This is a genomic window from Olleya sediminilitoris, assembly GCF_016785945.1.
In the GTDB taxonomy this organism is placed as follows: Bacteria; Bacteroidota; Bacteroidia; order Flavobacteriales; family Flavobacteriaceae; genus Olleya; species Olleya sediminilitoris.
Window position 1 is genome coordinate 111654 of record NZ_JAEMEF010000008.1, and the last position, 26961, is coordinate 138614.

Sequence of the window (26961 nt, forward strand, 5' to 3'; positions counted from 1 at the left end):
AAATCAATCATATCATGTTAAAACAATTTTTTATTATCTGCTCTGGAGCAGATACAGACCTATTAAACACAACATCAAAAGGCGAACAAAACAAGTATGTTGGAATTGGTGCTACTGTGTTTTTCACAGCTATAATGGCCTTTATAGCGTCCAGTTACGCATTATTTACAGTCTTTGACAATGTCTATGCTGCTATTGGATTTGGTCTAATTTGGGGTTTGTTAATATTTAATTTAGACCGTTTTATTGTTTCGACTATCAAAAAACGAGGGAGTTTTACTAGAGAGTTATTACAAGCTACACCAAGATTAATACTAGCACTAATCATAGCAATAGTAATATCTAAACCTTTAGAGTTAAAGCTTTTTGAAAAAGAAATCAATCAAGTTTTATTAACCGAAAAAAATGCAATGACGCTTCAAAACCAAGATGCTATTGCTTTACAATTTTCACCTAAAGAAAAACAACTAAAACAAGCTATAGTCAACCTTGAAAATAACATTACTGTTAAAGAGGCTGAAGTTAACACCCTTTACAACACTTATATTGCAGAAGCTGAAGGTAATTCTGGAACAAATAAATTAGGAAAAGGACCTGTATACAAAGAAAAAAGAGAAAAACATGATACTGCTTTAGCAGAATTACAAACGCTTAAAGCAGATACAAAACAAAAAATTACAGCAATTGAATCTGAATTATTAGTACTTAAAACTAAGTATGATAATCAAGTTGCTAATACACAACCGATAATTGATGGGTTTGATGGTTTAATGGCTAGAATAAATGCTTTAAACAGTTTGCCTTGGCTTCCTTCATTTTTTGTCTTTTTGTTATTTTTAGCTATTGAAACTTCTCCAATAATAGCAAAACTTTTAACTCCAAAAGGAGAATATGATTTTAAACTTGAAGATCATGAAACAGCTATTAAAACTGTAGTAGAGCAACGTGTTAAAGAAAGGCAATTATCCGTTGCTGCAGATTTTAAAATTAATGATAAAGTATATGCAGATTTATCAGAAGAAGATGAATTATATGACTACAAACAAAAAAAAGCCAGAGCATTAATGCAGCTTCAAGCGGATGCTTTTTATAAACAGCAACAAAAAGCATTGTAACTAAAAAAGGCTTCAATTAAAATTGAAGCCTTTTTTGTATGTATTAATTAAGATTATAGTTTCTTAACGTATTCTGTAATAATAACGGTAAGTGTAGGTCCTACTTTACCTTCAATATAGTTAGCGTTCTCATGATCTAATCTTATATTTCTAACAGCAGTACCTTGTTTAGCAACTTGACTAGACCCTTTAATTTTAAGATCTTTAACTAAGACAACACTATCTCCTGTTTCTAAAATAACACCATTACAATCTCTATGGATAATTTTATCAGCTTCGTCTTTGTGCTCATCGGTTAATCTAGCAATTGCTAAATTATCATCGTCTAGATACATCATATCTAGTAAATCTTTTGGCCAACCTTCGGCTCTTAGCCTTTGTAACATTCTCCAAGCCATAATCTGAACAGCAACATGCTCTGACCACATACTATCGTTTAAACACCTCCAATGGTTTACATCCATCTCTGTGTTTTTCTCGATTTGATCATAACAGTTTGCACAAACTAACAAGCAAGTGTCTACGGTCTCGTTTAAAGATGGTGGAATATTATATTGTCTAGTATCTGTAGTAGAAGTACACAACTCGCAAGTAGTATTACTTCTATCTTGTAACATTTGAAGTACGCTCATGATATATTTTTTGATGCGCACAAATATAGTAAATGCTTTGTGTTAAAACACTAATTGTAATGCTAAGATGCTTTTTGAACTGGTCTAGCAATTTTGTGGTCAACAAAAACCTCTAACAATTTAGCTTTTTGTGCATTAAAAACGACTTCTTTAGCTGATGCTGGAATTAAAATGGTTTCTCCCATTTTTATAGTTTCAGTTTGTAGTCCTGAAGTAATTTCGGCTTTACCTTCAACACACATAAATATTACAAACGAATCTAAATTAGAATAATCTCTAACTTTAATCTTTGATATTGACATGATATTGGTTGTGAAGTAATCACAGTCAACTAGATTTGTACTACAATTAGGAATCAAACTATAATCTGCCTTTCCGTTAGACTCAAAATGTTTAGTTGCTTGAGCTGCTAATTTAGTATGTAATTCTCTTTTATGTCCTGAATCATCCATCCTATCCCAATCATAAACACGATAAGTAATGTCTGATGTTTGTTGTATTTCGGCAGCTAAAACACCAGCTCCAACAGCGTGTACTTTTCCTGCTGGAATAAAATAACTATCTCCTTTTTTTACTTTTTCGCGATTAAAAACAGTATCAACATTTTGTGCTGTAATATGATTAAGTAACTCTGGATTTGTGTCTTTACTTTTTAATCCTAAAACAATATCTGCATTATCATCACTATCCATTATATACCACATTTCAGTTTTACCAAAACTATTATGATGTTGTTTTGCCATTTGATTATCTGGATGGACTTGTACAGATAAATCTGTTTTAGCATCTAAAAATTTAATTAATAAAGGAAAGTTGGTACCAAAGTTTTCAAAATTATTAACACCAACCATTTCTGCTTTATGCTCTGCAATTAATTGTTTTAAATCTTGACCTTGATATAACCCATTTGAAACAACAGAGATGTTACCATTAACGTCTGATATTTCCCAACTCTCTCCAACATTATCTTTATTGGTAGCCTTCCCTAAAAGATTAGCTAGTTTGTTTCCTCCCCAGATTTTTTCTTTTAGAATAGGATTAAATTTTATAGGATATGCTTTCATAGTGATACTTAATTTAAAGTTTGCTTAAACTTTGTAAGTTTACAAACTGATCGTTTACATTTAATTTTTTTAAATAATCGATAATAGAAAATAAGCTTTTAAACAATGTTAATTTAATATCTCTTTTTTTAAGGTTTTCAATATTAAAATCTAAAATCAAATCTTGGTTTTTCGATATAGCTTTAATCAAACCATTTAAACCATGTTCGTTTTTATTTAAAAGGTTTGCTGTTGCATAACCCAAATGTTCTAAATCATGTTGACTAGCCATAAATCTTGCTCCTGCTCTAACTGCAGACACATCAGACTTAAACTTATTTATATTAACTACAGATACATTGTTACAACATTGCTTTATCTGGTCAAGAATCTTGTAGGTATTATCTTTACTATTGTTATTTACCAAACACAACTCTAAATTTGGAGTTTTTTGTATTTGTTGTATAAAACAATCTGTATCGATATCATTCTCGTTATTATGAAAAATTATAATTACACCTATTTTCATGATTTGTGTTTGGGGATTTGGGGTTATTATTATTTATTGTACTACTTCAAGCTTAGTTGATTTGGTTATAGCTGGCTTTTTTTTTCCTCTATATACCCAAGCAATTTGAGCTAATTGAAATATGATTTTTACTGAATCTTTCATTGATAGTTTAGAACCATCTGCATGAATCCATCTTTTTAATGGTTGCTCACAAAGCATTGACTTTGCTTTTTTTAATCCAAAATGAATACTCATTCTTTTAAAAATTTCGACATCAAAAATCCATTGTGTAACAAACTTTTTACCAAATGCAATTTGAATAACATCTTTACTAAAGATTTTAGCGCCACATTGTGTGTCTTTAAAATCCATTCTTAAAATCTTTCTTATAATAAAGTTTATGGTCAAACTAATTATTTTTCTAGCAGACTCTTTAGTTATATCCGCTCCCATTCTTGATATTCTTGACCCACTAACTATTTTAAAATCTGAAGTTTCAATAGTTTTAACCAAGTCGTCAAAATCTGCTAAGTCTGTGGATAAGTCTGCATCTAAAAACCCTATATAATCAAGATCTTCTTTTTCTGCCATGTGTAACATACCTAAACGAACAGCTTCAGCTTTTCCTCCATTTTTCTCACAGTCATAAACTGTAATAAAGTCCTCTCGTCCTTTTTGTAAATTATTTAAAACCTCTAAGGTTTTATCTTTACTACCATCGTTTACAAAACATAAATGGTAGCCTGTATATTTATCTATGTAAGATAAAAACTCGTCACTTAACAAACGCTCTTCTTCATTGTAACAAGGTATTACAACACCAACACAACGATCCTGAATCATTACATTGCTAGCTGCTACAGTATTTTCAACTACTGGAGCACCAATTAAGCGTTTAACACGTGCACTTATCTCGTTTAAACTTAAAGGTTTTTTCATGTAGTCGTTAATACCCAAATCAAAACCTTCAGTAATTGTTTCGTCTTTATTATCTCCTGACAACACCATTATTGGTGTTTCAGATTTTTTAGCAATCCTTATGTATTTAACAATTTCTAATCCAGACAAACCAGGCATATTGATGTCTACAATTACTAAATCTGGGTTAAAAGAATCGTAAGAGTCTAATCCTTTTTGACCATCAGTTTCTATCTTAACTTGATAACCTAACTCGGTTAATCTTTTTTGTAAAGGCAGTAAAACCAACTGCTGATCATCTATTGCTAATACTTTCATAACTAGGGTGTTTTATTGTTTTTTGATACACCAAAAATAGCATAGAATTGTGATGAAATTATCTTCTTTAGATTAAGCAGGCATTAAGTGTCGACGAATGGTAAATTGCTGTAGATAATTAAAAATTGGAGCAGTATTTAATTTAATTATCTTTACAATTATGTATAACTTTAGGTTAACAAAATAACGATCAGTAATAATTGAAAGAAACCTCAAATAAATTTTTAATTGCCGCACTCCTATTAGGATTGTCTTTTCATGGTAGTTCCATATTTTTCACATTGGAAACTACGTATGATGCATTAATTCATTTATTTTTTGCAGATCATTATGCTAATAGTTGGTTTGAACCCTGGAACTATGAGTGGTACACTGGTTTTACTGTACAAAGTTATCCGCCTTTAGTACATCAAACTATTGGTTTATTATCATTAGTTGGAGGTTTAAAATTTGGAATGTTTAGCGTTGCGCTTATTGCAATTGTCCTATTTGTAACTGGTACGTATCGTTTTTCATTATTAATGACATCAAACAAAACAGTTGCTGGTTATGCTTGTGTTTTGGCTGTTTTCTCATCTTCTTTTGTAGAAACCCTTCATATTTTTGGGCAATTACCCAGTATTGTTGGTGTTTCAGTTTTAATGCATGCTTTACCTGAAATTTATTTATGGTTAAAAACAGGAAGAAAATGGTATTTAGCCACTAGTTTATCGCTTATAGCGGTTACAGTTACTTCACATCATGTAACACCAATATTTGGAATGGTATTTTTTATCTTTCCTTTAATAGGTATGGTGTTAATGGATGTTTCTAGAGAACAAGTGAATAGTATGAAGGAAGTAACCTTCAAAATATTTTTGAATAGCTTTTTCAAGCTTTTTAAACGTATTGTAAGCTTTGGCATGCTGTCTTTAGTGTTAATTGTAGGTTGTATTTTTCCGTATTGGTTAAACTCTAAAGCCAACCCAATTACGCAAGTACCTATACCACATGGTTCTCGAGATAATTTTTTAGAAATTACGTCTTCAGGATTAGTATTCTTTTTAATTCCTTGGGGAATTTTACTAATATTATTGCCTTACATTTTTTATAGATACTATAGCAAACGTTACTTGTTTTTTGGATTATCGGTTACCATTTGTACCATTTTAGGAACTGGAGGAACGACTCCTGTACCACTAAAAATGTTAGGAGAAACTGCTTTTAATATTTTAACTTTAGATAGATTTACGCTTTGGGCTTCTATTTTATCCATTCCTTTAATGGGTGAATTTGCTTATCGCTTTGTGCAAGGCGATTTAAAAGCATTAATTCAATCTAAATTTGGTGCTGTTTACCATCGTATTATAGGTGGAATATTGGCTGGTTTATTTGTCTTTATGGTGGTTTTTACGATGAGTTTAAATTACTTTAGACCTTCACAACCGCAAAAAATAAAAATGCTACCTATTGTCAACTTCTTAAATCAAGATGATCATGATAAATGGCGCTTTTTAACGCTTGGTTTTGGAGACCAAATGGCTTGGTTGAGTGCACAAACTAATGCCATGACTGTTGATGGAAACTACCATTCTGCTAGAAGATTACCAGAATTAACCACAAGACCTATTGAGCGTTTAGAAAACTCTAAATTTAAAGGTGTTGCAGGTATTGGATCATTACAACAATTTTTAACCACTCCAGAAAAGTACAATTTAAAGTATATATTCTCTAACGATAAGTTTTACGATCCAATCCTCTATTTCTGTGGTTGGCAACGCTTAAGACAATTAGAAAATGGTATTATGGTTTGGGAACGTTTAAACATTCCGCCAGTTTCTGCTATTTTACCTAAAGAAGATGTTGCTAAATGGTTGAAGATTCATTGGGGAATTATGCCTTTTTTAACCGTTTTAATAGCGTTTGTATTAAACATACAAATGTTATTTGTTATTGCTTTAAAAACCAAAGAAAAACCGCTTCCAGATTTTTTAAAGTTTCCAATTAGTTATAATAAATTTAATAGAAATGTATTACGCATCATACACCTTTGGTCTTTAGTTTTGGCAGGAGTTGTATTTTACGGAGTCTATTTATTCTACATTAAAAACGAATCACAACTTAGCCCAGAAAATGCAATTATTGCCTATTATGATGCCTTAGATTTTAAAGAATTTGAAAAAGCACATAGTTTAATTGATCCTAGTAGTAACATACCAATTGCGCAATACATGTTAGAAATTTCAGTGACTGATGGACTTTTAAGTAGTTATGCAAAAATGGATGCTATTGAAACCGAAATTACTGCTGTAAACGATAGTACAGTCTCAGCAAAAGTGATTAGCCAATGGATTACACCTTTAGAAAAAATTGAAAAAGTAGATTACAAATCGCTTTCTAAAATTAAAGGAAAATGGTTTTTACAACCAGATGATTTAAATAACGATTTACCTCCTGACCAATTGTACTCAGACAATGTTACTAAGTATTTTAATCAAGGACGACGACGCATTACAACAGAAGCAACCCATCATGAAGACATTTTAAAACAACCCGTTTTAGAAGTTGTGTCGGCTAAACTGGTACATTATGATGGTAGTTATGCTATTATTGGTGAAGTACAAAACATAGACAATGTTCCGTCTGATGTTATTTTAAAAGGAACATTATATAATGATGACAATAAACAGTTGGCAACTTACAATGCCAAATACCATGTCAAGCATAAACTAATGCCTAAAGAATCTAGTAGTTTTAGAATTAATTTTGAAGGTATTGCTTGGTCTAAAACGCAAGATTCTATTCCTGACACATTTAATCCAGACGAATTTACACCTGTTGAATTTGAAGAACAACCAACAAAATTCAACTTACAAATCGCCGGAAATGTTGCAGGCACAGATTTATATAAAAATGTAGTTTTAAGTGAACTAAAAATTAAAGATTCTATATTAGAAGGAAATCTTTTTAATAGCGGTATTCAAGAAATTACAATACCTCAACTTCTAATTACGTATTATGATGAGAACAAAAACATGATTTGGGTAGATCATTTATTTGTTAAAGCAGGAGTTAGGCAACAACGTAAACAACATTTTGATTATACTATTTTACAAAGTGGTAAAGTAGAAATTATTAACGATAGTATGAAAAACATCTTTGTAAATGGTTTACCAAACGAAGATATCTCAGACAAAATAGTACCAAACCGAATTATAGATCATACAAACGCACAATTACAACCTATTGAGCATCCAGATTTTAGTTATATTAAAATAGAAATTAACACTTATATAGGTAGCCCAAATTAATGCAAAAACAACGAACATATCTGTTTTTTTTAGGATTGATTTTATTATCATCCTTCGCAATCGTACGACAAAATAAAGCTTCGGTTGTTATGAAACTATTAACTACTAAAACCGACTTTGAGGTTGGTCAAACTGTTATATTACAATTTTCAAATACACAAGAAGCAGACAAACCGTTGCTTTATTGTTCTAACAGTTATGGTTCTACTTTAATTACTTCGACTATAAAAAACAACACACTAGAATATGTCATTCCAGAAAACATTACCAAAAAAATTGGCGTCATCAATTGGACTATTTTAAATGCAAACAAATCGCTTTCTGGAACATTACATATACTTCCAAAAGCAGAAGTTGCAACCATGGAAACCTATATTGGTCCTCCAAGCATTGAAGCTGGTGGAACAGATTACACCATGTTGGTTGTTATTCCAACAGACTCTCTAGATAATCCTGTACCAAAAAACACTTTAGTAAACGAGAAACATCAGTTTTTATCTTCGGAAGAAACGCATGATATTTTTACAGATAAACTTATTGCTTATAGAAATATTTATTCGAAAAAAGAAAGTGGTCGTATGTTGGTTTCGTCAGAAAGCTTAGGCATCAACTCTAAAGAATTCACCATTAATGTTATGCCAGCAATTCCTACTGGATTTACTATAAGTGCGACAAGACCGCATAACTATTCCGATGGAAATCAAATTACGACATTTACGACCTCTATTATAAAAGATGAACACAATAATGTTGTTAGTGACGGTACTTTTGTAACCTTTTTTATTACCAATCAAGAACAGTATGTTTTAAAAACAACTGGCACAACCATTGATGGAGTTGCAACCTCAAAAATGATTCATCCAGATTATGCAGACACTTGGAGTATAAAAGCGTATGTTGATGGTATGTCCGAAAGTAATAGCATTACCTTAAGCTACAAACAAGTTATTGAAGATTTTGAGGTTGCCTTTTCTGAAAAAAATCGTTTAATAACCGTTGGTCCTTTGCAAAGTTTTATGCAGCAAATGATTCCGGATGGATTACACATTAAACTTAAAATATATAAGGATAATATATTAGTAGAAACATTGACTAAAACATCGTTTAATGGTTATACTACTTTTAAGCTGAAACCTGCTATTTACAGTCATGGTAATTATGATTTTAGTTTAGAAACTGCTGGAGTAGCAAAACAATTTAAAACAATCAAACTATGGTAAGTATTAATAAAAATATTATGCGTACCATATTAATAGCCTCGTATATTATGCTTGTAGCCTTAATTATTTCTGGAGTTAGTGCTTTATTTAGTTACCTAAATACTGGTGCAGACCGAAGTAAAATGCTGCATACCGAAATTAAAAAAGTAGAACAATATTTACCTACAATAAATTGGGAACCTTTACAAAACGAAGGACGACCAATGGATAACGAAAACCTAAATGCATTACAAAACGATTATTTAGATGCTTGGTATGTTAAGCAAATTGCTTACAAAACCAATAAAACTGCTGGAATAAAAGACTATTATACAGATAGTGCAAGAGAAAACTTATTTGCGTTTATAGACTTAAACAAAGCGCAAGACATTACCATAGAAGCTACTACTTTAAAACACAACCCTACTTTAGAGTTTTTTAGTGAAGACGGACAAATGGCTGTCATTACAGACCGAAATGTTATTGAATACAAACGTGTATTTAAAGCTAATAAGTTGGTTTTAGAAACTACTGAAACCTCAACATACCAAATGGTGTTTTTGCTTGAAGATGGTTTCTGGCGTATTAGACATTTGGTTAAAGAAGAAGCTGATATTTACAATAAGCAACCAAAACAAATTGCTGTTGATAGTTTAAATATTAAAGGCATTAATTACTATCCGCAAGCCAATCCTTGGGATATGTTTGGCAATGCTTTTTCTACCGATACTATTGCAAAAGATTTTAAAATAATTAAAGATGCAGGTTTAAACTCTGTCAGACTATTTGTGCAATACGAAGATTTTGGTAAAGCCGCGATAGATTATAAAAAAGTAGACAAATTAAAGCAAACTTTAGATATGGCAGCTGCTAACAATTTAAAAGTCGTTTTAACGCTTTTTGACTTTTATGGAGATTATAATGTTATGAGTTGGACTTTAAATCAACGTCACGCAGAAGGTATTGTAAATGCTGTTAAAGACCACAAAGCCTTATTAGCTTGGGATATTAAAAACGAACCTAATTTAGATTTTGAATCTAGAGGAAAAGATAACGTTATTGCATGGTTAGATAATATGATTGATTTAGTCAAAGAAATTGATACTGTACATCCAGTAACCATAGGTTGGTCCAATACTGAAAGTGCTACTATTTTAAAAGATAAAGTAGATTTTATATCATTTCATTATTACGAAGATTTGGAACAATTAGATGAAGCCATTACAACCATGAAAAAAGAAATACCAAACAAACCCTTAGTTTTGCAAGAGTTTGGAATGTCTTCATATTCTGGATTGTGGAAACCTTTTGGGTCTTCAGATGAAGACCAAGCTAATTATCACAAAAAAATCCAAGAACAAATTGCAGCAAATAAGTTGCAATTTATGTCTTGGACTTTATATGATTTTACTTCTGTACCTAATGATGTTGTAGGTAGACTACCTTGGCGTAAAAATACTCAAAAGCATTTTGGGTTTATTGATAAAAATGGGACAAAAAAACCTGCTTTTAAATATATAACACATTAATTGTTTGGGACAAAAAAGGTATACTATAATTATTCTACTGTGGTAGGTTGTATATCTATAGTTTGCTTTTTTCTAGATTTAGTTGGTCTTTTTTTTTGAATAATCTTATCAAAATTATTCAAATACATACTTGCTATTTTTTCCATTGGATAGGCTGTTGCTGCTTCATAATTTGCTTTACCTAATTCAATTCTGTAATCATTATTGGTTACAATAGCTTCAATTGCTTTGGCTAAACTATCAATAGATGTTGGGTCAAAAAACTCACCTTTATAACCTTCATCTTTAACTAATAAAGCAAGATCTCCTAAATCTGGCATTACAACTGCTTTACCGTAACTTCCAGCTTGATGTAAAACTCCAGAGCTTCCTGTTGTGGATGTATAAGGAAATACAACTACTGCACTTTCGTTAAATAATACAGGTACTTCTACTTCTTCTACATAACCTGTAAAACGTACTTGCGGTACATGTTTATAATCTTCTTTTACTTTAGCTAAATAACCTGGTACATTTGGGTTGTCTGTTCCTGCAATTACAACTTCAAGATCCATTCCTGTATATTTTCTAACTTTTTCTACAGCTTCAATCATACCTTCAACCTTTTTATAGGTACCAAATTTCCCGAAAGTCATAATCTGTAAAGGTCCTTTTGGCAAACTGTAATCTGGTTGTATTTCAGTAACTTCAAAAGTTCCATGCGGAATTAATGTTACATTTTTGGCCTTATATTTTTTCTCTAAAATGTCAACGTACTTTTGCATTGTTACTGCAACTGTATCTGCTTGTAATATTAATTTTGTTAGAGTTGTACCAATAAAACCATATACTTTTTGCATTAGTTTATTACTTGTAAATCCTGCAGATCCTAAATCTACCTCTTCAAGTATATTATGTAATAAAACGATGTTTGGTATGTTTTTTAACTTACAAACTAATGGTAACATTAAACCTAAAGCTGCAGCTATTTTTTTATCTCCAAACTTCATGAACTGCAAGTTAAATAATACTGCATCTGGTTTGGTTGCATTAATAGCTTTAGTAACGTTGATTATGTTAGTATAGCTATTAAAAGCCCAACACTCTTTAACAGTGATCTTACATCCAGCTTCAGTAAACGCGATATCTTTTACGCCTTCTGTTTTATCTGTAAGCAACACTATTTCTGTTACATTATCTTTTTGTCTAAAATGCTTTACTAAATGGTAAGCGTACTCGTTTAGTGTGACTTTACTTGGTGGATATGCTGTTACGATTGCTAGTTTCATAATACCTGTATTTATATTTTTTAATATCTTGTCTCTTGATTACATTACAAATTTGGACTTTTAAAAAGAGTTATTCTATTAACCTTAGACAGAATGCATTTTGGTGTAGACGAATGGTAAAAATCTATAGATTTACCTATTTTACAGATAGTTACAAAACCTACAAAAAACAAAAAAGGCTGTAGTACAAACTACAGCCTTCAACCAAAATAAACTAAAAAAACACTCAATTCTATTGTTTCAACTTAGAGTCGAAAACAAAAAAACTAATTTGTATTACAAGTAATAACGACATGGCTATAATCTGCATGTGTACGACTTGTTCTAAACTGTCATGAAAAAATATTACTAATCCCATTTGAAGCATTCCAAACACTCCAGAGATCACAACAGGAATGTATCTGTCTAATGATAAATAGTAATATGCAAATATATTTGAGATGGCAAACAAACCTGTTGCCAAAGCGTACTTCCATAATAAAGGAGCCATAGCTAAATAACTATCACCAAATAAAATGGTAATTGCTGTTTTTGGGAATAAGGCACAACCAATAACGATAACGGTTGCAATTCCTGCTATATAACCAACATACTTAAACAATATTGGCGCTGTTGCTTTACCTTCTTTTTTTAACTGTACTACAGTTGGTAGTAATAACATTACAAACATCCAAGCTATGAAGTAAACTATACGACCTATTAAGGCTAATGAAGCGTATAATCCTGCATCATAAGAGTCAAAGTAATGTTTAACTAATAATATGTCACTATTATTAATTATAATTTGAGTTAGCTCATAAAACGCAGTGATTATAAAAAAGCTACGAACTTGTTTTGACTGCGTTGCATCAATAGCTAATATATTTTTAAATTTTAAATTTTTAAATTTAAAAGGTATTAATCCAAAACCAAACGAAATTAAAATTCCGATAGCAATCACAACCGATGATTGCATGTTAAATAAAAAGATCAATCCTAAGGTAATAACCAATCGACTTAGCATTTCTGCTTGATAAGTAATTGATAAAAACTTAAATTCTTTTTTACCCTGAAACACACCTCTGTTTACACTCATTAAAAAATAAAGCGGTACACCAATTCCAAATATGGTAAACATGCTTGACGACGATGTGTTAAAAACAATTTGTAATTGTTTTGCAAATATTATAATTAAAGCTCCAAAGCCCAATCCCACAATAGTAGCATGCTTATATATTTTAGCTACAAAATTGGCGAAAGTTTCATTTTCAAAAATTACCGAAAACTTTGCTGTTACTAACTGAAATGTCATAGCTACAAAAGATAACACCAACAAAAAGGTAATTAAAACAGCTGCGTCTGCAAATTGTGCTGGTCCTAATACACGACCTAGAATTAGGTTGTATAAATAGTTTCCTCCATTTACTGCCAATACACTTAGCATAAACAGTTGCTCTGGAGATATTTTTCTTGATTTTAACATCGATAAAACTTGCATCTTAATAGCGATTTAAGGTTAAGGTTTTTAGTTATGCTACATTAGGATAGCTAAAGGTTTCGTAAATAGTTTCGCTATTTTTACCTTCAACAAAAAACATATTTTGTTTCATTATCGCTTGACTATACATAACTTTTAAAACTTGTAATGCTGTTATATCAATAGATTCTACATTTTCAATATTTAATGTCATATTTGTATTGGACTCTAAAATGTAGCTAAAATGCTTTTTAAAACTTGTAATGTTTGCAGTATTTAAAACACCATCTAAAAAAATTGTATTGTCTTGTTGTGTTATTGTTAGTGCCATAATGTTTCAGTTTAAAAGGTTTAAATTTGGGTATAAGTATTAAGTTATGCTTAGTAATTCTTCATAAATATCTTTACAACCAAGTCCTACAATTACAAAAGGTTTATCCCATGATTTTGCATTATTATAAATAACTTTAAAAGCATTCATACCTTTTGCATCTATTTGAGTAACTTTATTAATATCAATCGTTAGGTTTTCTAAAGTATTAAGAGTGATGTTAAAATGGGTTTGAAAGCTACTTGCTGTGGTAGCATCAATTTGTCCTTCTAATGTAAATGTGTTATCGTTTCTTAATATTTTTAAAGCCATGTTGGTTTCTTGTTTGTTTCTGATACAAAGATGCAACGTAAACCTTTCAAATTCAGTTGAATTTCGACGAGTCGACGATTGGTGTAGATGAATGAATGGAAATGAATGCTTAACTTGCAAATGACTTAAAACCAGAACATGAAACTTAAATTTATATTTCTACTTACCTTATTATCAACTTCTTTTATGGGATATACCCAAGACATGAAAGAAGGGTTTACCTATTTAGAAACTGGTAAGTACGCTAAAGCGGAAACTTTTTTTCAGTCTATTTTAAAACAATATCCAGACAATAAAACTGCAAGACTTTGTTATGGTCGTGCTATTGGACTAAACGGTAAACCTGAAGACGCCAACACCTTATTTACAAACCTATTGGCAGATTATCCTGATGATTTTGAAGTCAAGCTAAATTATGGAGAGTCTTTATTGTGGACTAGTAATTTTCCTAAAGCTAAAACCTATTTTAAATCTTTAATAGACGAAGATCCAAAAAGTTTTGCTGCACTATTAAGTTATGCAAACACACTTTCTAATTTAAAAGAATATGAAAATGCTTTAAAATATGTAGACAAGGCTTTAGAGGTGTCTCCTGGAAACCCAAATGCACTAACATCTAAAAAATACATGTATTTAGGCTATGCTTACCAAAAACAACAGGCACAACAATACGATGAAGCCGAAGCATTACTTAAAAAAAGTCTTGCACTTTTTAACAATGACAAAGACAGTTTATTAAACTTAGCCAATCTGTATTTAATTGCAAATAAATATGATGATGCTCAAGCTACTTATAATACTTTAGCAGCCAATCCTGACAATAAAATTATTGCTTTAAATGGTTTAGCGTTAGTATCTCACTTAAAAGGTAAAGAAAAAGACGCACTAGATTTAAGTACACAAGCCTATAACAGCTTAAATGAAACTACAGACGCTACACTAAAACAACAAACTACAGAGCGTTACGCGCAAGCGTTAATTTGGAATAAAAAATACAAAACTGCAGACACGCTAATCGCGAATTTAATTGAAATAAAACCTAATGACAATTGGGTCTTAGCTTTACGTGCAACACTTAATATTTACAAAAGTGACTTTAAAAAAAGTGTTACTGATTATGATCAAATTTTGGTTAATGACAGTACATCTTTTGACGGAAACTTGGGTAACGCAAATGCTTTAAAAGCATTAGGTAAATATGAAGCTGCATATAAGTCTGCTGAAAACACATTAAAGTTTTACGACAATCAAAAGGATGCCACCAACTTTATAAAAAACTTAAACACAACATTTACCCCTTTTTATGAAGGTAAAGTATCCTATAGTTTTGATAATGGAGACAATGAAGCTTTTGCTTTTAATAACACTTTAGAGTTTCCGTTTTCAACAAAATTTAAAATCTTAGGAAGCTATAATTATCGTAGTACAACTAACCCTGTTACTAATAACGATGCTACTTCAAATGACTTTAGTGTTGGTGCTTCCTATCAATTATTACCTAATTTAACTTTAAAAGGTACTGCTGGATTAACTTCAGCTACAGCAACAACTAATGACTACACACAAATCTTAGCAGATATATCTTTTAATATTAAACCTTTTAAACTGCAAGATTTAACCGTTGGATACAAACGTGAAATACAAAGTTTTAATGCCGAATTAATAGATCGAGAAATCGTACAAAATAACTACTACGCCAATTATAGTTTAAATACTAATTTTAATTTAGGATGGTTTACTCAATATTTTTACACCAAACAAAGTGATGACAACGCTAGAAACTTATTGTTTACTTCTTTATACTATAACATTTTACCAAAACCATCACTTAAAGCTGGTATAAACTACCAATACATAACTTTTAAAGATCAGGTACCAAGTATTTACTTTTCACCAGAAACCTTTAATGCTGCAGAAGTATTTGCAAACCTTATTAAAGATGAAAACATAGCCAAACCTAAAGAATGGTTTTATGAGCTTACTGCTGCTACTGGATTACAATTTATTGACGACGACGAAAGCCAAAGTACTTACAGAATACAAGGAAAATTAGGCTATAAATTTTCAGAGCGTTGTTTGGCGAATATATTTGGAACACGAAGTAATATAGCATCTGCTACTGCTGCTGGTTTTACTTTTAACGAAATTGGTGTGCGTTTTAAATGGTTATTATTTGACAAACCAGTCTTTAGAGATAAAAAATAAATTGATTTAATAAAGACAAACAATATTGTTTATTGATATTTAAAAACCACTTTTATGACTAATCGTTTTGTACATCCATTCCATTGTAAAGCAAAATACAATAACACCCAAAGCGATTAATACTCCAGAAATATTAGTTTGAAATTGCTGAACAATTAGTGTACAAAAAGCTACAAAACATAATATACTAGCTATTAAATGAATACTTTTTTTGGACTTCAATTCTTGATGTTTTTTAAATCCAATATAGTTTACTAAACCAAATATTAATAAAAATCCAGCACTTCCTGCTGTTGAAATGCTTTGGAGATTAAATAAATTAACTAACACTATTGACAATATTGCAGTAATTAAAAAACCTATTGGTTTGCCTAAAAACTTACGACAAAAGTATTTTGGAAGTTCTTGATCTTCGGCTATGTCATAATTTACCCTTCCGCTTCCTAAAATTGTAGCATTAATAGCTGAAAATGTAGAAATTAATGCTGTAATAGTAATTATAGTAAATCCTATTTGCCCTAATGTTGGTGCTGCTGCTTGAGCCAAAACATAATCTTTTGCATCTGCAATTTTATCAAAAGTCAAAGATCCAACAGTAACTATTGCTATTAAAACATATAATACAACAACAAAACCTACTGCTCCAAAATAGGCTTTTTCAGTATTTTGTTCTCTATTTTTTAAATCCGAAATAGAATTAGCTATTAGCTCAAAGCCTTCGTAAGCTACAAAAATGACCATACCACCAGAAATCAATAAAAAAGGAGCTTCCCAATTACTTGGTTTTAATTGTTGTAAATGTTCTGGATGTAATGAAAATCCATAAAATCCAATTGCTATAAAGGCTATTAAAATGGCTAATTTTATTATGACAGCAACAGACTCGATACGACTAACTAAACTAACACTTAAATAGTTAATAACTAAAGCAATTATTATTATTGCTGTTTGACAAATACGGACGTCTAATTTTTTTTCCCAGTAATGGTAAAAAGCTCAGCAGCATAAGACCCAAAAGCTGAGGCGTATAATGCTAACATTACAATATAACTTATCCAAAGTAGATTGTTGATGCCTCCTGCAAAAATGCCATTTCCGTATTGTTGATGTACAAATCTTACTGTCCCTCCTTTTTCTGGAAATTTTTTAGATAATTTAGCATAAGAATATGCCGTAAGCAAAGCTATAACACCTGCAAATAAGAAAGCAACAGGTGTACCTCCTTTAGCTAAAGAAACAGCCAAACCAAGCACTGCAAAAATTCCGCCACCAACCATTCCGCCTATTCCAATAGAAATCGCTTCTTTAAGATTAATTTTATTATTCAAAATTGATAGATTAATTATGCTTAAATATACAGAATAATAAGGTTTGAGTATTGTAAAATTATTACAAAAAAAACAGGCAAGAGTTAACTCTCTTGCCTGTTTAAGAAACCAAATAAGACTAATTTAACTTTTTTGGCTTCCCTCGCTATCAATCAAAAAACAATGGGCAGTTACTATTTAACCAGCAACTTTAAGGGTTTATAATTTGTATTAGTACTAGATAATTTACAAATGTATAATCCAGAACTTAAGTTTTGACTATTTATAGGTATGATATTATTTCCAACTAGTGACTCTACTGATGTTTTGTACACTATTTTTCCTAATTGGTTATAAATTATTAGTTCAACATTTTCAGATTTTTGGCTAGTAAAATGTAAGTTAGAAGCCTCTATCATTGGGTTTGGGTAAGCTATTAATGTATTAACTGTTTCAGTTTCAAAATCGTTTACTGATAAATCATTTCCTCTTGAAAAACGTACATCTTGTATATCCATTTGCTTAGTAGTTACAGATCCATCCTCGCTTTGCATTGTAAATACAATAGTTACAATATCATTAGCTTCTAATGAAGGAGTTAAAGTAGAAGTAAACTCTGAAAACAATACAGCATGACTTTGGTAACTATCTGTTAAAGCAATTGTTGTTTTGTATTGCTCATCCCAATTTGTAATACTTTGTTTTACTAAAGTAATTTCTAAATTTCCAGTACCTTTTGCTTTAAATTTAAAGCTAGTAAAGTCATTTAAATCTACTGCTTTAAAACGTGGTGTTAAAGCTCTGTATGCTGCTACATAAGTATCTGTTGTAGCATTTAATGTCACATTTCTTTCTATTGGAAAATCTTGACTATCAAAAGTCGTTGTGTTTGGAGATACTAAGTAGCTATTTACTGTTGTATTAGCTTCAGAATCGTCAACTCCCCAAGGTCCATCTGACATAAATAAATCGTCTGGTGTGTTTATACCGTCTCCAATTCTAAATCCTATATCAAATAAATTACCTGTAGAAACTTCCAACTCAGTTATATAATCTTGATTTAAATCTATAGTCGAATTTGAATAGTTAAAATCACTAGTTTCTGTTACTCTGTACCCAGAATCAAACCCTACGTTTCCTGTAGCATTTGTATTTATAATTTGAAGATCTAATGCTCCATTATTGTATTTTCCTTTTCTAACAAATACTGTTGGAGGAGTTGATAATTGGTAACCCGAAATTGCTTTTTCTGCATCCAATAAAATTAAAACTTCTTCTGCTAAGCTATATAAATCGTCTATCGAATCTGACCAAATTTGGAAGTTGTAAAAGGTTACGTTTTCTTCGTATAAATCTAAATTCCAGTGACTCTCAATCGCAAAGTTGGCATCGTTATTAGCTAGCTTAGCTGATAAGCTTAATACGTATTCAAAACTTCCGTCTACATTTTTTATAATTGATTTTATAAAAGCTTGACCATTGATATCCATGGTTGAAACCGAAATTAATTCGCCTCCTAATAATCTATCGCAAATATATTTTGTGTGTTCATAAACTCCGTTTTCAGTTTTTAAAGCTAATACAGAAGCTATTGAAGCATTATTTTGCATGTAATCTACAGAGTATACTTCTGTTGCATTAGTAATATTTAATAAATCTTGTGGTGTTGAGTCTACTGCATAATCTTCGTTAATAGTTGTTAACGGTACAAAATCTTGTAATTGAAAAGTGGTATTAGATGCTGCTCTATTTACAGATGTATTACTACTGTCTTTTGTCACTCTTCTTGCTGACTTTTGATCAAATTTATAACTATTTTTAGCACGATTGAAGTTACGTTTGTTAATAGCTTCAGATAATCTTCCATTACTTTCTAAACCACCATCATTAGCTGTTGTTGGTGCCGGAATTACTGCACAACTACCAAATCCTGAACAAGAAGGATCATCACAATCAATCAATCCATCACCATCATCATCAATACCATTATCGCAAATTTCTTGTAATACAGGAGCTGTTGGACAACGTGCACCATCGTTACTAGCACTTGATGGTCCAAAAGCAAATAAGTTAGAACTCATCTGACTTGAAGGGGTCAAGTCTTGTACACTTTGAATGACATATATTGTTCCTGTTTGGTTAGCAGACACATAAAAACGTCCGTCAGCATCAAAATAGACTGCTCCATAAGTGTATTTTAATCCAGCTAAAATTGGTACTTCACCTAAACTCTCAACAACATTTGTTGTTGGATTAATCCTATATAATATATTGCTGTTTTTTTCTACTGCATATAAGTTTCCGTCAACTGCATTAAAAGCCCAATCATGTATGCTTAAACTCTGTGATAACGTTTCGGTAGATAAATACTGAGTATATGTTGGTGAGTTTGGATTTAAATCTACTTTAAAGTAAGTTGTACCACCTGCCTTAAAATAATATATACCGTCAGGACTTATATCTCCAACATATTTATTACCTGTAGTTAATTCTGGAATTACAAATGATGTTGTTTGAAAGTCTTTACCAATTCTAACTATAGTATTAGAAGGTGTGCTTAAATATCCCCAAATAAAACCATCTGCAGGATTATAAGCTGCTGCGTTTATATTTCCAGAGGTAATATCTTCTGCTGCAAGAAAAGAGTTACCGGAAGCTAAATCTATTACATACACATCATTGTATTGAAATAAATAAGCACTGTAATCACAATTAAAAGGAATGTTTTGTGCTGTAACAGAAAAACTTAAAACCAATATAGCTATCGCTGTAAGTTTTTGTATAAAGGTCGGTAAAGTTCTTTTCATGATATTGGATTTTTGTTACAATACAAATTTAGGTTAGATCTTGGCTTTTTTTTATGTTTTTCGATTAGTGCTTTACTAGTGTAGACGAATGGTAACTATTTATAGATAAGCTATTTAATTATTATATTTTAATAAAAATATTAGTAAAATAACGCTTACCAGAATTGTCTTTTTCACAAGCAATACCTAAGTCTGTTAATTCAGGATTTTCAATGTTTTGTCTATGACCATCACTATTTAACCAAGCGTTTACCAAAGCTTGAGCGTTAGTAAAACCATAGGCTACATTTTCTGACACCGTTTTTGCATTGACTTGATTTTTTAAATGTTGTGATCTGCTGTAAAAGTTGTCGTGACTGGCTTCACCTTGATCAACCATGTATTGGCTATGTGATATTGCAACTGCTGATGCATTGTCTAAAATATTTAAGCTGTTTAATCCTAAAGAAATTCGGTGAGCATTAAGCAACTCTACAACCTCATAATCTAAAGTTGAATAGGTTACATTTATGTTTTTAGTGTTTAATTCTTCTATTTGGGTTTCATCTTGTGAGGAACAAGACATTAAAAATGTGTTACATACTAATACTACTATTAATAATTTTTTCATCTTAATTGGATTAATTTGATGATAAAATTAAAAGTAATGTATGATTCAATTAGAGGTTTTCGATTAGCTCATTTTTAAGTGTAGACGAATGGTACAAATATACAGTTAAACGATTTTTAATACAGTTAAACTGATTTTTTGTTAAATTTTAAGTGCGAAATGGTTATTAATGCTGAAATAAAAGCGCAAAAAAAACATAAAACACTTAAAAACAATACATTACAATAGATTTAATCGTTTCATTAACTCTGGTCTGTTTGAACGACTTACTGGTATTACATCTTTTTTTATAAGAACACTATTGTCTTCAATGTCAATTATTTTTTTAACATTAATAACATATGACCTATGTACTTTCAAGAATAAATCATCTGGTAGTTTTTCTACTATCTTTTTTAAAGTAGAATGTACGGTATAATTCTTGTCTTCTGTTTTTACTTGAATATAATCACCATTAGCCTCGACTAAATAAATACTTGGAATATCTATTTTTATTAAACGTCTGTCAATGTTGACGTATAAATCGTTTCCTGAAGTGGCTTCTACTTTTTCTGCATTAACAGTCTTTTTTACAGTATTTTGTTTGGCCTCAGCCTTAACTATAGCTTTATCAAAACGTGCTTGAGTTATTGGTTTTACAAGGTAATCCACTATACAATCGTACTCAAAAGCTTGGATTGCAAAATTCGGATCTGAAGTAGTTAATATTATTTTTGGAGGATTTTTAAGTGTTTCGATAAAATCAAAACCTGTAAAATCAGGCATATGAATATCTAAAAATATTAAATCAACTTTATTTTGATTTAAGTATTTTATGGCTTGCATTGCATTAGGAAAGTCTTCTAAAACATTTAAACTTGGCACATTTGAGCATAATTGAGAAATTATAATTCTAGCTGTTGCTTCGTCATCAATTACAATACAATTCATATATAATATTTAGAGGGTCTCTAGATATGATGTTATAGTGTCAAGTATAGATTCAAACTCATTTTTATAATCAAATTTACTTTCTAGTAAACTATTCTCATAATTTACAGCCACTTCATATCCTTTTTCAAGCCCTAAAATACTAATTTTATGTTTAAGTTTATGCACATTATCTGCTGCGAGTTTAAAATTTTGTGCATTATAATTATTAAAATATTCTTTTTGCTCTTCTGGAAACTCTTTTTTAATTACGTCTATTAACTGCTGTTTAAAAGAAGCATCTCCACCTGATAGGTTATCAATATAGGTTTGGTTTGGTTGTTCCATGATGTTATTTTTTTAATGTAAAATAAAATGTTGTTCCAATATTTACTTGAGATTGAAGCCATATTTTTCCTCCATATAATTCGACAATTTTTTTAACTATAGACAAACCAATTCCTGATGAATCCGGTGTGTTTTCAAGCTTATTAAAGGTTTTAAAGATCTTATCAAAGTAAGAACTATCAATACCTTTTCCGTTATCTTTAATATAAAATTGCCAATATTGTTTTTGTTCTTCTACTCCAATCTCAATTAATCCTTTGTCTTTATCATTATATTTAATAGCGTTACCAATTAGGTTTTGAAATAGTTGTTGTAATCTATATTTATCTCCTTTAACAATTGGTAAATTAGGTTTTGTAATATTAATATGATTTGGTACCTGAATTATTTTTAGAACATTGTCTATTAAATTGTTTAAATCTACATCATAGACTTCAATCTGGTTTTTACCAATAGTTGAGTACTCTAAAATACCACTTATTAATTTTTCCATTTTATCAACACTGTCTCTAATAAGCTTAAGTGTCTGTTTTCCATTATCATCAATAACAGATTGATAATCTTGAGTAAACCAAGTGGTTAAGGCATCAATACTACGTAATGGCGATTTTAAATCATGAGAAACCATGTGTGCATAGTCACTTAACTCTTGATTTTGATAAGCCAACTCGTTTAATAATTCTTGTTTTTGCTTATTTATTTGAACAATTTCTTTAGTTTGATTGTCAATAAAATCCACCAAATTAGATCCTGTAAGCTCTACATTTTCTTTGCTATCTTCTTCTGTTAAATTATAAAACTTTAAAGTATCAATAACACTTTTAAGTTTTTGAATGACTTCTTTTTGCTCTTCTGCTTCGTTTTGTAACTTACGATTGGCTGTATATAACTCGTCTGAGCTAATAGACATGGCTCTTTGTATCATGTTTGACTGCTCGTCAAAATTATTATAAGAGCTATCTATTGCATTAAAAAACTGAGTTAGTTCCTTATTGTTTTTTAAATCTTCACTTAAATATTTACGAATTTGTCTTTTTAATAGCGAATTCATTATTCACTAATTAACGTTATGGTCATGGTTTGATTGTGCAACTGACATGCTACTTCTCCATGAAAAGGTGCAATTTCTCCGTAGGAATAAAAACCACTAATTACAGTGTCTTTACCTATTACTTCTATAACTTCTTCAATTTCTTCTTCTACACGCTGATCTAATACCAATTTACGACCAATACAACTTACCAATAATGCTAATTCTGGTTTATTCTGTCTATGCTCTAACGCCTGTTTTGCGGCTTGCTCAGAAGCATTTGCAATATTATCTACGTTAGTCATCATTAATTGTACTTTAGAGTTTTCTTTAATATCACCAGCTAAAACCACAGCATTTTCAGCTTCATCAATATTTAAAATAGATCTAACAATTGACTGGTTTTCGCCTTCAGACGTAACATTTAATGGATATAATAGTGCTGCTCCTGGTAAGTCTTTAGCTTTTTCGCCTAAATAGGTTTTATATAAATTTAAAGCTGGCTGTCCATCTAATTCATATAAAATATTGTCTTTAGATCTAGTAACTGTGCGCTCTGGACCAAAAGGTGTCCAGCCACCATGTATTGAAAATGATATCTCTAGTGTATCTCCATAAAAGCCAATTGCAACTAGCTCGCCTTCTTTTGGATTTTCGTTGTAAGAGGCTAATGTTTTTTCAAAACGCGCATCATCACCACATAATCCACCTGTTATAAGCAAATTGTCTTCGGTAGATGCACTCATCCCTTTAGTTAATTGGCTACCATTAATAAAACTTCCTTCAGAGACAACTAAAACATACTTTAAATTGTCTTGTGGTAATTGTTTTATTAGATCATTACCTGTTTTAAAACTATCTAAATTTGTATTTAAAACATTACTAGTTTTAATTTGAAACGTACTTTTTTCAAATTCTATGGCAGTTACTGTAATACTTTCTTCGTTAACTGTATTAGAAGAAATCTCTGCGCATGCAGATCCAAAAACAATGTGACCATCAGGAAACTTAGCCTTTATATCTTGATAAATTGTAGTATCTTCCAACAAGTACCTGTTACCAAACACTAAAACCAAAGGTGCTTTTAACTCTTGATTTTCAACAACATATTGCCAATCTTTATTTTTATGTTTAACTAACTGTACTGTTTTCATGTCTTACTTTTTTAATGTAAAGTGAAAGGTTGTGCCTACTTTTGGTTCGCTTTCTAACCAAATTTCTCCTTCATGTAAATCCACAATTTTTTTAACTATGGATAATCCTATTCCTGTGGAGTCTTTACTTTTATTTAATGAATGAAATATTTTGAAAATTTTGTCGTGAAACTTTTTTTCAATACCCATTCCATTATCTTGAATTGAAAACTCATAATGCGTTGGTAAATCAACTACATTAATTTGTATTAACCCTTCAGGCTTATCTATAAACTTAACTGCATTACTAATTAAGTTCTGAAATAACTGTTGTAATTTAGTTTTGTCTCCTTTAATTATAGGTAAGGGGTTTAAAACTTTTATATTAATGTGTTCTGGCACATATAGAATTTGGCATAAATCCAATACCATATTATTAATATTTACATCAGCTTGAGGTGATGTTTGTGCACCAACACTAGAATAATTAAGTACATCTGTAATTAATTGTTCCATTTTTTCAAGAGTCGTTTCAATAAGCGCAAAATTTTGAAGACTTACGTCGTCTAGCTTTCCTTGGTTATCTTCTTTTAACCAACTGACCAATGCGTTTATACTTCGTAATGGAGACTTTAAATCGTGTGATACGATGTGAGCATATTCTTGCAACTCATCATTACTTTTTTCTAGCTTAGTTAGTAATTTTTCTTTTTGATTTTGAAGTATTTTAAAATCTGTGATATCTAATGTTACTGCAATAGACCCAATTTGCTTGCCTTCTAAATCATAATTTGGGGCACCACTAACTAACCAATGTCTGTCATCTCCTGCTTTAGTTTGCACCTTAATTTCGTAAGAATTTGACTCACCTTTAACACGTTTTCTTTTTTCTTCTTCTATTAATTCTGCTTCTTCATTATCTAATGTAAAAACGTCTTTTGCTTCAAAACCAATAAGTTGCTCTTGATTATATCCTGACATATCAGAAAAACTCTGATTTATCATTATAATTTTACCCTCCAAATTTATTTCTATAAGCCCTAAATTCATGTTAGCAATAATATTGCTATACTTTAATCTTTCGGCTTCTAAACTTTTTTTATATTTATTCTGGATGGTTATATCTCTAACAATACCTTGTACAGCAACAGCTATATCATTATCATAAATCAAACTAGAGTTAATATGTACTAACTTTTGCTGTTTATCTCTAGTAGTAATATTAACTTGAAAATCTGTTGAAGACCCTTCTTTTAGCATACCTTTAAACCAAGATTCTACTTTATCTTTCTCTTTAAGATCAAGCATTTCTAAAAGATTAAAATCTTCATTAGCATCTTCAAACCCTAAAAGCGTTACAGCAGAATCATTCATTTTTAAGATGTTTCCCCATAAATCTGTAATAACGTAAGCATCAACAATGTTTTCAAAAACACCTTGCAATTGTGAGTCTGCTTGTGTTAATGATGTTTCTAATTGTAAGTTGATATCTTGTAATTTTTGATTAGCTTCAAAGAGTTCTTTAGATTTTACTTCAAGAATTTTCTCGGCTGCCTTTCTAGCAGCCTTTTCTCTTTTTAAAGCGCGTTGTAATAACTCTACTTGGTTTTGACTCATTAGTTTTTATGAATAACAAATCTTACTTCAGTTCCGTCTTCTTTAATTTTTTCTAATTCTATTTTTGCTGTTGCGTTAAAATGCTCGAAAGTTTTATTCATTAATCCTAAACCAAAATGATGCATTGCACGACTTGACTTGTAGATAACTGTTAAATCGTTTTCTGATTTACTTTCTACAACAAAGGTTGGTAATTCTGCGTCTGGATAAATTTTTCGGACTTCAACATGAATATGATTTTCGATGGAAGAAATCATCTCTATTGGATCTTTATAAGTAGCTAATAAGCCTGGATAACTCTCTTCTATAACACCAAAGAAATGCTCTGCATATACTAATAACAAATCATCTATAGAGATACCTGTATTAGCACTAAGGTGTTGTAATAATTGTAACATTTCAGAAAAACTGTATGTACCAACAGCTGTGTATGCTCCTCCAGATTCTAGATCTGAGCTTGATATAATATTATCAACCATTTCTAGTCCAAACTTATCTTCGACTAGTTCTAAAAATTCTGTAAAAACAATTCCTTTCATAATTAAACTACAATTAATTCATTTACACTCCAATATGCTAATAATTTTTCAATTTTACTAACGTAATCTTCGTATTTTAATGGTTTTATAACATAACCTGCAACACCTATTTTATAACATTCTAATAAATCTTTTTGATTGTTAGACGTTGTCAATATGATAGTAGGAATATATTTTAAAACATCATCTTTTTTAAGAATACCTAAAAACTCAATACCATTAATTTTAGGCATGTTTAAGTCTAGTAATATAATGTCTGGTAAATTGTCTTTATTTTCTAATAACTGAAGGGCTTCTTCACCATTATTAGCTTCAATAATTTCGTGATCTAATTGCAAAGCAGAAGTTGTACGATTTAACTTCATTTTTTCAATCATGTCATCTTCTATTAGGAGAATTTTAAGTTTTTTTTGCATTGCGAGGGTATTTTGACTATTAATTAAGGCCAAATCTAATATAATAAGTAAGTTTTACAACTAATCTTCGTTTAGACCGATTTTAAACAAGGTGAATAACCTTTAAGTGTCGACGAAT

The 26961-nt window shown here is 30.6% G+C and carries 24 protein-coding genes; 5 read left to right on the plus strand and 19 right to left on the minus strand.

The genetic code is table 11. The annotated features are described in order from the left end of the window. Window positions 1–14 precede the first annotated feature (14 nt). The gene (locus JAO71_RS10315; RefSeq protein WP_116823547.1) at window positions 15–1115 is read left to right on the plus strand and encodes a DUF4407 domain-containing protein; all 1101 of its coding nucleotides are present in this window, start codon (window positions 15–17) and stop codon (window positions 1113–1115) included. A gap of 53 nt (window positions 1116–1168) precedes the next feature. Here the strand turns inward: JAO71_RS10315 and JAO71_RS10320 are convergent, their stop codons facing one another. From JAO71_RS10320 to JAO71_RS10335, 4 genes are all read right to left on the minus strand, one after another. Next, window positions 1169–1747, minus strand: a complete 579-nt coding sequence (locus JAO71_RS10320; RefSeq protein ID WP_203000691.1) for a PhnA domain-containing protein — start codon at window positions 1745–1747, stop codon at window positions 1169–1171. Between the two features lie 62 nt (window positions 1748–1809). Next, on the minus strand, window positions 1810–2811 hold the full coding sequence (locus JAO71_RS10325) for a type I phosphomannose isomerase catalytic subunit (protein ID WP_203000693.1): 1002 nt from the start codon (window positions 2809–2811) through the stop codon (window positions 1810–1812). 13 nt (window positions 2812–2824) lie between these two features. Next, entirely contained in the window at window positions 2825–3319 is a 495-nt protein-coding gene (locus JAO71_RS10330) for a glycosyltransferase (protein ID WP_028289378.1), read from the minus strand. A 33-nt stretch (window positions 3320–3352) separates the two neighbouring features. Next, complete coding sequence (locus JAO71_RS10335; protein ID WP_054852583.1) at window positions 3353–4537, minus strand: response regulator; 1185 nt, start codon at window positions 4535–4537, stop codon at window positions 3353–3355. Window positions 4538–4737: 200 nt separating this feature from the next. Between JAO71_RS10335 and JAO71_RS10340 the strand changes: the two genes are divergently transcribed. From JAO71_RS10340 to JAO71_RS10350, 3 genes are all read left to right on the plus strand, one after another. Further along, the gene (locus JAO71_RS10340; protein ID WP_203000695.1) at window positions 4738–7827 is read left to right on the plus strand and encodes a hypothetical protein; all 3090 of its coding nucleotides are present in this window, start codon (window positions 4738–4740) and stop codon (window positions 7825–7827) included. A gap of 89 nt (window positions 7828–7916) precedes the next feature. Further along, window positions 7917–9047, plus strand: coding sequence for a hypothetical protein (locus JAO71_RS10345; protein WP_236011242.1), 1131 nt, complete (start codon window positions 7917–7919; stop codon window positions 9045–9047). After that, window positions 9041–10555: a cellulase family glycosylhydrolase gene (locus JAO71_RS10350; protein WP_203000699.1), complete on the plus strand. Its 1515-nt coding sequence runs from the start codon at window positions 9041–9043 to the stop codon at window positions 10553–10555. The genes JAO71_RS10345 and JAO71_RS10350 overlap by 7 nt, the downstream gene beginning before the upstream one ends. A 29-nt stretch (window positions 10556–10584) precedes the next feature. On the opposite strand, the gene JAO71_RS10355 is transcribed toward JAO71_RS10350, so the two are convergent. The 4 genes from JAO71_RS10355 to JAO71_RS10370 form a co-directional block, all read right to left on the minus strand. Further along, window positions 10585–11823, minus strand: coding sequence for a glycosyltransferase (locus JAO71_RS10355; RefSeq protein WP_028606882.1), 1239 nt, complete (start codon window positions 11821–11823; stop codon window positions 10585–10587). A 232-nt stretch (window positions 11824–12055) separates the two neighbouring features. Continuing rightward, on the minus strand, window positions 12056–13300 hold the full coding sequence (locus JAO71_RS10360; RefSeq protein ID WP_203000701.1) for an oligosaccharide flippase family protein: 1245 nt from the start codon (window positions 13298–13300) through the stop codon (window positions 12056–12058). Between the two features lie 31 nt (window positions 13301–13331). Then, a complete protein-coding gene (locus JAO71_RS10365) occupies window positions 13332–13610 on the minus strand; it encodes an STAS domain-containing protein (RefSeq protein ID WP_054852577.1) in 279 nt (92 codons plus the stop codon). A gap of 39 nt (window positions 13611–13649) precedes the next feature. Then, window positions 13650–13922, minus strand: coding sequence for an STAS domain-containing protein (locus tag JAO71_RS10370; protein WP_203000703.1), 273 nt, complete (start codon window positions 13920–13922; stop codon window positions 13650–13652). 138 nt (window positions 13923–14060) lie between these two features. On the opposite strand from JAO71_RS10370, the gene JAO71_RS10375 reads away from it, so the two are divergent. Next, complete coding sequence (locus JAO71_RS10375) at window positions 14061–16127, plus strand: tetratricopeptide repeat protein (RefSeq protein ID WP_203000705.1); 2067 nt, start codon at window positions 14061–14063, stop codon at window positions 16125–16127. Between the two features lie 39 nt (window positions 16128–16166). Here JAO71_RS10375 and JAO71_RS10380 read toward each other — a convergent pair whose 3' ends face one another. The 11 genes from JAO71_RS10380 to JAO71_RS10425 form a co-directional block, all read right to left on the minus strand. After that, on the minus strand, window positions 16167–17084 hold the full coding sequence (locus JAO71_RS10380) for an APC family permease (protein ID WP_317193480.1): 918 nt from the start codon (window positions 17082–17084) through the stop codon (window positions 16167–16169). 8 nt (window positions 17085–17092) lie between these two features. After that, window positions 17093–17455, minus strand: a complete 363-nt coding sequence (locus JAO71_RS15955; protein WP_317193479.1) for an amino acid permease — start codon at window positions 17453–17455, stop codon at window positions 17093–17095. A 173-nt stretch (window positions 17456–17628) separates the two neighbouring features. After that, window positions 17629–20241 carry a DUF6923 family protein gene (locus JAO71_RS10385; protein WP_203000707.1) on the minus strand — a complete coding sequence of 871 codons (2613 nt, stop codon included), beginning with the start codon at window positions 20239–20241 and terminating at the stop codon, window positions 17629–17631. 121 nt (window positions 20242–20362) lie between these two features. After that, the gene (locus JAO71_RS10390) at window positions 20363–20851 is read right to left on the minus strand and encodes a CAP domain-containing protein (protein ID WP_028289390.1); all 489 of its coding nucleotides are present in this window, start codon (window positions 20849–20851) and stop codon (window positions 20363–20365) included. 219 nt (window positions 20852–21070) lie between these two features. Beyond that, the gene (locus tag JAO71_RS10395) at window positions 21071–21781 is read right to left on the minus strand and encodes a LytR/AlgR family response regulator transcription factor (protein ID WP_116823559.1); all 711 of its coding nucleotides are present in this window, start codon (window positions 21779–21781) and stop codon (window positions 21071–21073) included. A 9-nt stretch (window positions 21782–21790) separates the two neighbouring features. Beyond that, window positions 21791–22108 carry an Hpt domain-containing protein gene (locus JAO71_RS10400; protein WP_116823560.1) on the minus strand — a complete coding sequence of 106 codons (318 nt, stop codon included), beginning with the start codon at window positions 22106–22108 and terminating at the stop codon, window positions 21791–21793. Between the two features lie 4 nt (window positions 22109–22112). Further along, entirely contained in the window at window positions 22113–23159 is a 1047-nt protein-coding gene (locus tag JAO71_RS10405; RefSeq protein ID WP_203000709.1) for a sensor histidine kinase, read from the minus strand. After that, on the minus strand, window positions 23159–24292 hold the full coding sequence (locus tag JAO71_RS10410) for an FIST signal transduction protein (RefSeq protein ID WP_203000711.1): 1134 nt from the start codon (window positions 24290–24292) through the stop codon (window positions 23159–23161). The genes JAO71_RS10405 and JAO71_RS10410 overlap by 1 nt, the downstream gene beginning before the upstream one ends. Before the next feature lie 3 nt (window positions 24293–24295). Further along, a complete protein-coding gene (locus tag JAO71_RS10415) occupies window positions 24296–25888 on the minus strand; it encodes a sensor histidine kinase (protein WP_203000713.1) in 1593 nt (530 codons plus the stop codon). Continuing rightward, window positions 25888–26427, minus strand: coding sequence for a heme NO-binding domain-containing protein (locus JAO71_RS10420; protein WP_028289396.1), 540 nt, complete (start codon window positions 26425–26427; stop codon window positions 25888–25890). The genes JAO71_RS10415 and JAO71_RS10420 overlap by 1 nt, the downstream gene beginning before the upstream one ends. A 2-nt stretch (window positions 26428–26429) precedes the next feature. Beyond that, entirely contained in the window at window positions 26430–26843 is a 414-nt protein-coding gene (locus tag JAO71_RS10425; RefSeq protein WP_028289397.1) for a response regulator, read from the minus strand. Window positions 26844–26961 lie beyond the last annotated feature (118 nt).